At 42.6% G+C, this 10,754-nt stretch carries 5 protein-coding genes and 1 pseudogene; 2 read left to right on the top strand and 4 right to left on the bottom strand.

Features of this window, described 5'->3' with window-relative positions:
- From BACCOPRO_RS14315 to BACCOPRO_RS14300, 4 genes are all read right to left on the bottom strand, one after another.
- A partial coding sequence (locus BACCOPRO_RS14315; RefSeq protein ID WP_008144713.1) for a GTP-binding protein occupies positions 1 to 632 on the bottom strand: 632 nt, incomplete at its 3' end.
- A 25-nt stretch (positions 633 to 657) separates the two neighbouring features.
- Positions 658 to 1,518, bottom strand: a complete 861-nt coding sequence (gene rfbD, locus BACCOPRO_RS14310) for a dTDP-4-dehydrorhamnose reductase (RefSeq protein WP_040311566.1) — start codon at positions 1,516 to 1,518, stop codon at positions 658 to 660.
- Between the two features lie 18 nt (positions 1,519 to 1,536).
- The gene (locus tag BACCOPRO_RS14305) at positions 1,537 to 2,082 is read right to left on the bottom strand and encodes a DUF4924 family protein (protein ID WP_008144709.1); all 546 of its coding nucleotides are present in this window, start codon (positions 2,080 to 2,082) and stop codon (positions 1,537 to 1,539) included.
- A gap of 2 nt (positions 2,083 to 2,084) precedes the next feature.
- Entirely contained in the window at positions 2,085 to 2,744 is a 660-nt protein-coding gene (locus tag BACCOPRO_RS14300; RefSeq protein ID WP_008144707.1) for a LysE family translocator, read from the bottom strand.
- 135 nt (positions 2,745 to 2,879) lie between these two features.
- Between BACCOPRO_RS14300 and purL the strand changes: the two are divergent.
- Positions 2,880 to 6,588, top strand: a pseudogene (gene purL, locus BACCOPRO_RS14295) (phosphoribosylformylglycinamidine synthase).
- Positions 6,589 to 6,759: 171 nt separating this feature from the next.
- The gene (locus BACCOPRO_RS14290; protein WP_008144701.1) at positions 6,760 to 10,752 is read left to right on the top strand and encodes a hybrid sensor histidine kinase/response regulator transcription factor; all 3,993 of its coding nucleotides are present in this window, start codon (positions 6,760 to 6,762) and stop codon (positions 10,750 to 10,752) included.
- Positions 10,753 to 10,754 lie beyond the last annotated feature (2 nt).

Here is a 10,754-nt window from a genome sequence, read left to right as displayed (position 1 = left end):
TGCTGATCGAGTTCCTCGGTGTGAATGTCAACTTCCACCTTTTCCGTAACCACCTGTTTAGAAGGCTGGAAAAGGTTCAGCTTCTGTTCATAAATATTATAAACGCCCTTGAAGCGAGGTCCGCTCTCGATCGGCCAGGTCAACGGACGTACATTGATAACCAGTTCTTCTTCCAGTTCATCCAACAAGTCAAACGGATCTTTAGCCTCACGGTCCATCTTATTGACGAAGATGATCACAGGTGTATTTCGCATACGGCAAACTTCCATCAGCTTACGTGTCTGCGTTTCCACACCTTTTGCTCCGTCCACCACAATGATAACACTATCCACAGCAGTCAATGTCCGATAAGTATCTTCGGCAAAATCCTGGTGTCCCGGAGTATCCAGAATATTCACTTTGTAGTCATGGTAATCAAATTCCATAACAGAGGTTGTTACAGAGATACCACGCTGCTTTTCGATATCCATCCAGTCGGATGTCGCAGTTTTCTTGATCTTATTCGATTTTACAGCTCCGGCCACCTGGATCTGTCCTCCAAAAAGCAGCAACTTTTCTGTCAATGAAGTCTTACCGGCATCCGGATGCGCAATAATCGCAAAGGTTCGTCTTCTTTCTATTTCTGCGTTCATTCTATTATTTATTCTATCTGTTTTATTAATCTGTCAATAACTTCTGCACACATTCCTGAAGGCTGTCTACCCAATAAGGTATTTCCACACCATACGTTTCCTTGATCAGCGTTTTATCCAACACTGAATAATGCGGACGATTGGCCTTTGCCGGATATTCACAAGTGTGCAACGGCTTTACCTGGCAGGACGTAATTCCAGCCAACCGGAAAATCATCTTTGTAAAATCATACCAGGAACAAACTCCTTCATTACTGAAATGATAAACACCGGGTACGATACCTTTATCCAGAATAGTGAAAATTGCAGCAGCCAGATCACGTGCATAGGTTGGAGTTCCTACCTGGTCAAACACGACTCCCAAGGATTCTCTTTCCTTTCCCAGACGAAGCATGGTCTTCACAAAATTATTGCCGAAAGCAGAATATAACCATGCAGTCCGGATAATCACGGTGGAAGAACAATATTTCAAAGCTTCCTGTTCTCCGGCCAGCTTTGTCGAACCATACACCGAATCCGGACAAGTGGGCTGTCCTTCACCGTAAGGGACATGCGCAGATCCGTCGAATACATAGTCCGTTGAAACCTGTATCAAGGCTCCTCCACGGGATTGTATGGCCTTAGCCAAATAGCCCGGCGCCAGATGATTCAGACGATCACACAATTCAACATTGTCTTCGGCTTTATCCACCGCCGTATAAGCAGCACAATTTACAACAATATCAATCAGATGTTCCTCTATATATGCAGCAACAGCCTTTTCATCGCATATATCCAGTTCCGCAACATCTGTGAAATAATAATGATAACCTGTATTTTTTTCGGCAAGCAAACGCATCTCATTACCCAGCTGTCCGTTTGCACCTGTTATCAATACATTTTTCATATTCATCAAAAATTTCTACTAATCAAGATCCAGTTCACCTGCTTTGTCCTTTGCATAATAACCGGACAGCATAGCCAACAAATCACTTATCACCTTAATGGCCTTTTGAGTATCTTCACTTATTTCCTTCTTTTGAAGTTTCAGCATCAGAACACCATACATGGCATCAAAACAGGTCTCTATTTCAGGAGCATCCTTATCTGCCCCCTTTGCACGCAATTCAACAATAAACGGAAGTGCTTTGTAATAAGCCGCACTGTAATAAGGGAACTTAGGAGAACGCAGTAAGCGTAAATGCAGATCAGTCAACCAAATAATGACATTCCGGTTAATCTGAATATGTCCTTTCTCCATAACCCCTTCATCATGCATCATGGCAATCAGGTCTTCATACCATTGTGCCAGCGCTTTTTTATGTTCCTCATCCACAGGATAAGAATTAACGATGGTCTCGCGTATCTTCTCCATATCAAAATTGTTGGCACGAATCAGATCTTCTACCTGCCACATATAAAGCAGATATTCCGCAATGTTTTGTTTTTTTAATTGTTGAGAAATATACATGATTAAGAGAATGATTTTCCAGTCAATGCTAATACGATTCCTATAACCGAAGCAACCATGACTACAATACCTATAATACGATTCAAGACCCAGATACCTCGTACATTAAACCGGGTCCGAACCTTATTCACAAAATAAGTGATACTAAACCACCAGGTTAATGCTCCCAGAATAATAGCCAAATAACCAACCAGCTGAAATCCGACGGGACTACCTGGCATAACAAAGGAAAAACGAGCAAAAAGACCTATAAACAAAAATATGATCAGCGGATTGGACAGAGTTACGAAAAACGCCGTTACAAAATTATGCAGATAAGATCCCCGGTTGGCAGACGTAGGACGAAGTGATTTCACCGGATTACTCCGGAATGTATAGATACCAAATACCAGCAGCATCAAACTGCCAACTACCTGCAAAAACAACTGATGCTTAAGAATCAGTTCGTCCATAAAACTCATTCCGTAGCCGGTCAGTAAAGCATAACAGATATCACTTAAAGCAGCTCCCAGTCCTGTTACAAAACCAAACCAGCGTCCTTTGTTCAACGTACGCTGAATACAAAGCACACCCACAGGTCCTAACGGAGCCGAGACCACAACTCCCACGATAAACCCTTTCACCAATAAATCCAGTATTGTAACCTGCTCTATCCAATTCATACTGCAAATATGATACTTTTTTACGAAAGTACCTATATTTCGTTCTCTTTTTCTTTCGTACAAACAGGCTTTTATGTAACTTTGCAACACAATTTAAGCAGCATAAAAATATCATTTAAATAACATTAAAGTGCTATGATTCTATTTTTCAGAACCCCGACAAACAGTGTGATTGCTACAGCGTGTAACAATGAGTTCAACGCTGAAGACATCAAAAAATTGTGCTGGCTCTACGATAATGCGACCGTAGAAAAGGAAGATAATCTGAAAGGTTATTTCATTGGTCCGCGTCGTGAAATGATAACTCCCTGGAGTACCAATGCGGTAGAAATCACTCAAAACATGGGATTGACCGGTATTCGTCGTATCGAAGAATATTTTCCTGTCAAAGATGAAAATGCCGAATATGACCCGATGCTGCAACGTATGTATCACGGGCTGAATCAGGACATTTTCACTGTGGACATCAAGCCGCAGCCAATCATATATATTGAAAATCTGGAAGAATATAACGAAAAGGAAGGTCTGGCGCTCTCACGCGAAGAAATGGATTACCTGATGAAGGTAGAAAAAGACCTGGGACGCAAGCTGACCGACTCTGAAGTATTCGGTTTCGCACAGATCAACTCAGAACACTGCCGCCACAAAATCTTCGGCGGAACCTTCATCATCGACGGACAGGAAATGGAGTCTTCTCTGTTCCAGATGATCAAAAAGACCACTCAGGAAAATACCGAATAAGATTATCTCAGCTTACAAAGACAACGTTGCCTTTGCCGAAGGTCCGGTAGTAGAACAGTTTGCTCCGGCTGACCACTCAACATCAGATTATTTCATCATCAAAGATATCAAAACCGTCATCTCACTGAAAGCGGAAACTCACAACTTCCCGACTACCGTAGAACCGTTCAACGGTGCTTCTACCGGTACAGGTGGTGAAATCCGCGACCGTATGGGTGGTGGTAAGGGTTCATGGCCGATTGCCGGAACCGCTGTATACATGACTTCTTATCCGCGTACAGAAGAAGGACGTGAATGGGAAAACATTCTTCCTGTCCGCAAATGGTTGTATCAGACTCCCGAACAGATTCTGATCAAAGCATCAAACGGTGCTTCTGACTTCGGTAACAAGTTCGGACAGCCGCTGATCTGCGGTTCTGTACTGACCTTCGAACACGAAGAAAACAACGAAAAATATGCTTACGACAAGGTTATCATGCTGGCTGGAGGTGTGGGCTACGGCACACAACGTGACTGTCTGAAAGGCAGCCCAGAAGCAGGAAACAAGGTTGTAGTGATGGGTGGTGACAACTATCGTATCGGTCTGGGCGGTGGTTCCGTTTCTTCTGTAGAAACAGGACGTTACTCTTCAGGCATTGAGCTGAACGCTATCCAGCGTGCCAATGCAGAAATGCAGAAACGTGCTTACAATGTGGTACGCGCCCTGTGTGAAGAAGACGAAAACCCGATCGTATCTATCCACGACCATGGTTCTGCCGGACACGTGAACTGTCTGTCTGAGCTAGTGGAAGACTGCGGTGGTCTGATTCATATGGACAAGCTGCCTATCGGCGACGAAACACTGTCAGCCAAGGAAATCATCGCCAACGAGTCTCAGGAACGTATGGGCTTGCTGATTGACGAAAAAGCTATCGAACATGTACACAAGATTGCAGAACGCGAACGCGCTCCGATGTACGTGGTAGGTGAAACAACCGGCGATCATCGCTTCGCCTTTGAACAGGCTGACGGCGTACGTCCGTTCGATCTGGCCGTAGACCAGATGTTCGGTTCTTCTCCGAAAACTTACATGGTGGACAAGACTGTAGAACGCCACTATGAAAACGTTTCTTACGATGTTACCAAACTGAATGAATATTTGAACCGCGTGCTGCAACTGGAAGCTGTAGCCTGCAAGGACTGGTTGACCAATAAGGTAGACCGTTCAGTAACAGGTAAGATTGCCCGTCAGCAATGTCAGGGTGAGCTGCAGTTACCTTTGAGTGACTGTGGTGTGGTTGCTCTCGACTATCGCGGTGAAAAGGGTATTGCTACTGCACTTGGACACGCTCCGCAGGCTGCTTTGGCTAACCCGGAAGCTGGTTCTGTACTGGCAGTATCCGAAGCTCTGACCAACCTGGTATGGGCTCCGCTGGCAGAAGGTATGGACAGCATTTCTTTGTCAGCTAACTGGATGTGGCCTTGCCGTTCACAGGAAGGTGAAGATGCACGTCTATATAAAGCCGTAAAAGCATTGTCAGATTTCTGCTGCGAACTGCAGATCAACGTACCGACCGGTAAGGACTCTCTGTCTATGACACAGAAATACCCGAACGGTGAAAAGATTATCAGCCCGGGAACCGTTATCGTTTCTGCCGGTGGTGAAGTATCTGACATCAAGAAAGTCGTTTCTCCGGTAATGGTCAACAAAGCAAAGTCTACCTTCTATCATATTGACTTCAGCTTCGATCAGCTTCGTCTGGGTGGTTCAGCCTTTGCACAGTCACTCAACAAGGTGGGCGACGACGTGCCGACTGTACAGAATCCGGAATACTTCCGCGATGCATTCCTTGCAGTTCAGGAACTGGTGAACAAAGGCCTGATTCTGGCCGGACACGATATTTCTGCCGGTGGTCTGATCACTACCCTGCTGGAAATGTGTTTCGCCAATACAGAAGGCGGTATGGAAATCAACCTTGACAAGATCAAGTGCGACGATATCGTGAAGATTCTGTTTGCCGAAAATCCGGGTGTAGTGATTCAGGTAGCAGACAAACACAAAGCAGAAGTCAAGAAGATCCTGGAAGATGCAGGTGTTGGTTATGTGAAGATTGGTGTTCCGACTGAAGAACGTCACATTCTGGCGACTCTGCACGATGCAACTTACCAGTTCGGTATCGACTACCTGCGTGATGTATGGTATTCGACTTCTTACCTGCTCGACCGCAAGCAGAGCATGAACGGCTGTGCCAAGAAACGTTTCGAGAACTACAAACAGCAACCGCTGGAATTTGTATTCGACAAATCATTCACCGGTAAACTGTCACAGTTCGGTCTTGATCCGAACCGCCGTACACCGAGTGGCATCAAGGCTGCCATCATCCGTGAAAAAGGAACCAATGGTGAACGTGAAATGGCTTACATGCTGTATCTGGCAGGCTTCGACGTGAAAGACGTAACAATGACTGACCTGATCAGCGGACGCGAAACACTGGAAGACATCAATATGGTAGTATACTGTGGTGGATTCTCTAACTCCGACGTATTGGGTTCTGCTAAAGGATGGGCCGGAAGCTTCCTGTTCAATCCGAAAGCTAAAGCTGCCCTCGATAACTTCTACGCTCGTGAAGATACATTGTCACTGGGTGTCTGCAACGGTTGCCAGCTGATGATGGAACTGGGACTGATCACTCCGGAAGACAAGAAGAAAGGCAAGATGCTGCATAACGACTCACATAAATTTGAATCTAACTTCCTGGGTGTAACCGTACCGATGAACCGAAGTGTGATGTTCGGCTCACTGAGCGGCTCGAAACTGGGTATCTGGGTAGCTCACGGAGAAGGTAAGTTCTCATTGCCTTATCCGGAAGACCACTACAATGTAGTCCTGAAGTATTCATACGATGAATATCCAGGCAACCCGAACGGTTCAGACTACAGCGTAGCCGGTATCGCCAGCCAGGACGGCCGTCATCTGGCCATGATGCCTCACCTGGAACGTGCTTGCTTCCCATGGGAAAACGCATATTATCCGCTTGACCGCAAAGACGAAGACCAGATCACTCCGTGGATGGAAGCTTTCGTAAATGCCCGCAAGTGGGTTGAAGCACATAAGAAAGCATAAGCCTAATAGCTTCTATAATGATAAAATGCACAAGCTTCATGATACAAAACCATGAAGTCTTGTGCATTTGTTGTTTATTCCAACTTCCTTTATTGCTAATTTATCAGCTTTTCATTTTGAGAACCCATCTATTTTTCCGACATTTGCAACAATCTTCATACGGAGTTCTCTATGTATCGATTTGTATTCATATTATTTATAGCTCTTTCATCCATACTTCAATCCTTTGGACAGACATTTAAATATATCGGAATGGAAGATGGATTAAGCAGCCAGCGCGTTTTATCTATCAGCCAGGGTGCACAAGACTATATCTGGATACTAACCCATAAAGGTATTGACCGATATAACGGAAAACAATTTGATCATTATACACTTCTGAAAGAGGGTACCCCTTTAAATTTCTATCCTGACTTAAATACCATCAATGTAGATATTGACCGAACTCTTTGGGAATATGGTAAAGATGGATATGTCTTTCGTTTCAATGAACTACAGGATACATTCCAATTAGTATTCGATTTGCGTAAGCAGTTTCCGCTACAAAAGAAACAACCGATTACAGCTGTTTACTTCGACAGCTTTAAAAGAATCTGGTTCTGCAGCAAAGGAAAACTCTATATATACGATACACAAAATCAAAAAAGTTACTCGCTTTCAAGCTCTATCAACGAAGAAATCATCTCTATTACCGAAAATGAGGAGCAGGGAATATATTATCTGGCCAGTCAAAACAAGATATATGCAACCCGGTTAGAAAAAAAGGCATTAAAGAAAATAACAGATATTCAAATTAAAAACATCTCTGTTATTAATTACATCTATTATCATTCTTATAGCCATCAGCTCATCGTTAACACGCTGGCTAATGGACTTTTAATATATGATCCTCAGTCACAGAAAGCAGATTTGATGGGGGATCTGTTAAAAGACATTCGTATCAATCGTATAATACCTTATTACAAATCACCGAATGATGTGCTGATAGCCACCGACGGAGATGGTGTATACTGGTTAGATATGAAAAGTCACCACTGTACACGCTTCCTGCAAGAGAATTATCAACTGCCCAACAAAATGAATGGAAGTATCATTAAAGACATTTATATTGATACGGCTCATCGAATCTGGAATGTTATTTACCCCACTGGATTAACTGTATATTCAGAACAATACCCTGCCTACGAATGGATTACTCACTCACGTAACAATACAAACTCCTTGGTAGATAACCGAATCAACGGCATCATGCAGGATTCGGAAGGAGATACATGGTTTGCAACGAATAATGGCATCAGCTGTTATAATCCGACTAGCAAAAAATGGCGCAACTACTTGTCATCGTTTGATCAGAATGCTCACAATGACAATCACGTCTTTATATCACTCTGCGAACTCAGACCAGGAGTCGTTATGGCTGGAGGATACATGTCCGGTATCTATTTGATATATAAAAATACCCAACAAGTAAGATACATTTCTCAATTATCCAATGAAGAGGAACCCCTTCCTGATAAATACATCCGAAGCATTCTACGTGACAACGACGGTAATATCTGGACTGGCGGATTTTATTGTTTACGTATGTTCAATCCCAGTAATGGTAAACGCTACCGTTATGATACGGTCTACCCCATTACACAGCTACTTGCCAAGGATGAAAACACTCTTTGGGTAGGAACGATCAATGGTATTTACATTTTTGACAAGCAAAAGAAATGTATGACACCTTATGATACAGACACAGAAATAGGCTGTATCAACATGATTTATCAAACGCCCGACAGAAGTCTGACCTACTTCGGTACTTACGGAAATGGATTATTTATCATCAATAACAAAACACATGCAATAACCCACTACAACGAAAAAAACAGTGGGCTTGTAACAGATAACATTTATTGCATTGCACCTGACAAATACGGGAATATTTTGTTAGGGACTGAAAAAGGATTGTCCCAGTTCAATATTAAAGAACAAATCTTTATCAACTGGAGCAAAGAACAAGGTTTAGTTCCGTCAAACTTTAATCAAGGCGCAGGCATTAATGCCAGAAATGGGAATCTGATATTCGGAAGTAGCAAAGGAGCCATCGTCATTCCTGACAGCATTGAGCTTCCCCGTACATTCTCCAGCCACATGGTATTTACTGATCTGAATATCATGTATAAAACTGTACATCCACAAGAACCCGGATCTCCCTTATGCAAACCATTGAATGAGACCACTAACATTGAACTGAAGTACAATCAGAATACCTTCTCTATGAATGTTTCCTCTATCAATTTTGATAATCCTTCGAACATTCTATACAGTTGGAAACTGGATGGATTTTATGACTTATGGTCTCCTCCTTCAAGTAACAACCTGATCCGTTATACAAACCTCTCGCCTGGTAACTATACCTTAAAGGTAAGAGCTATCTTGTTTGACAATCATCAGGTACTGGAAGAACGTGAGATCCAGATTTTTGTCGGCCGTCCATTTTGGCTTACCTTCTGGGCATTTCTCATTTATGCCTTAATCATTATTGGAACATTCTATGCATTAATACGATATCAGGCGATCAAACGAGAACGGCGTTCATCACGAGATAAAATCAACTTTTTCATCAATACCGCCCATGATATCAGAACACCTTTGACTCTGATCAAAGCACCTTTAGGAGAAATCTTAAAGAATGAACAACTGAGTGAACAAGGGATTTCCAATATAAATCTGGCTATTCAAAATACTGATAACTTATCAGAACTGGCCAATAACCTTATCAACTTTCAGAAAGAAGAATTATACAGTTCCAAGGTAACTGTATCTCAATACGAACTGAATCAATATTTACGTTCATATCTGCTTCAGTTTGAAAATTATGCGATCCAGAATGCCATAACCTTGACTTATCAAAGCGATTTTGAAAGTTTAGATGTCTGGATTGATAAGAATAAAATGGATTCCATTTTACGGAATTTAATCACGAACGCTTTAAAATACACTCCTCAAGGAGGAAAAGTATCCCTGAAAGCTACGCATAATAAAAATACATGGAGTCTGAATATAACAGATACAGGTATAGGTATCTCCCGAAATGACCAGAAGCGTCTCTTCAAATATCTGTTCCGAGGAGCTAATGCAACCAATCAAATGATTACAGGTTGTGGCATTGGTATGTTGCTTACTTACCGCCTTATCAAGAATCATGAAGGGAAAATCAGCTTCCAGAGTACGGAAAATGTAGGTACCAGTTTCCAACTCTGCTTCCCGATCAAAAGTAACCGGTACGTTTATAAATCAGAAGAATCTGTCAGCAACACCACTTTCTCTGTGTTGTTACAAGACAATACTCCTTCTACTCAGACTGGAGTTATTGCCGGCAAAGAATCCCATCCGGATGCTCCGCTCATTCTGATTGTAGAAGACAATATTTCTCTTCGGGCCTTTCTTATGCAAAGTCTGTCTGAGACTTATCGGGTAGAAGGTGCCGGGAACGGTCAGGAAGCCTTGGAACTTATACAAAACCAACAACCGGATTTAGTGCTTTCAGATGTCATGATGCCTATTATGGACGGTCAGGAATTATGTAAAAACTTAAAGAGCAATATTGAAACCAGCCATATTCCGATCATTCTATTGACAGCACTGGGAGACAAAGAATACATATTAAAAGGATTGGGAAATAAAGCAGATTTGTATATAGTCAAACCTTTTGACCTGACTGTTTTATTGGCCAATATCAGTAATGTACTGGAAAACCGGGAACTGATCCGCCGCCGTTATCAACAACATGTCACTCAGCTTCCTGAAGAAGAAGTTCCTGCTGCAGAGCCTACTTTATCCCCATTGGATGAAGAGTTTATGCAAGAGGTTACAGCCATTGTCAAAGAGAAACTGGACAAGGACCTGACAGTTGATACTCTATGTGCTGCCATGAACATGAGCCGAACCAGTTTTTATAATAAAATAAAAGCACTTACGGGAATCGCTCCTGCAGATTTCATCCGTAACATCCGTATGCAGGAAGCTGCCTTATTGCTCAGAAGTAAACGCTATACCGTTGCCGAGGTAGCAGATCGCATGGGATTTGCCGATCCGAAATACTTCACGGATACATTCAAGAAATTCTACGGAATGCCCCCAAGTGTGTACATGAAACAGGATAACAATCAATAAAA

The sequence above is a fragment of the Phocaeicola coprophilus DSM 18228 = JCM 13818 genome (assembly GCF_000157915.1).
GTDB classification, from domain to species: Bacteria; Bacteroidota; Bacteroidia; order Bacteroidales; family Bacteroidaceae; genus Phocaeicola; species Phocaeicola coprophilus.
Note: the sequence above shows the minus strand (reverse complement) of the source record. Positions and strands in the feature narration are given on the sequence as shown.

Bases quoted from the DNA above. Each gene is read 5' to 3' on its own strand.
- rfbD (WP_040311566.1), bottom strand. From the start codon at position 1,518: ATGAAAAATGTATTGATAACAGGTGCAAACGGACAGCTGGGTAATGAG.
- BACCOPRO_RS14305 (WP_008144709.1), bottom strand. From the start codon at position 2,082: ATGTATATTTCTCAACAATTAAAAAAACAAAACATTGCGGAATATCTG.
- BACCOPRO_RS14290 (WP_008144701.1), top strand. From the start codon at position 6,760: ATGTATCGATTTGTATTCATATTATTTATAGCTCTTTCATCCATACTT.
- BACCOPRO_RS14300 (WP_008144707.1), bottom strand. From the start codon at position 2,744: ATGAATTGGATAGAGCAGGTTACAATACTGGATTTATTGGTGAAAGGG.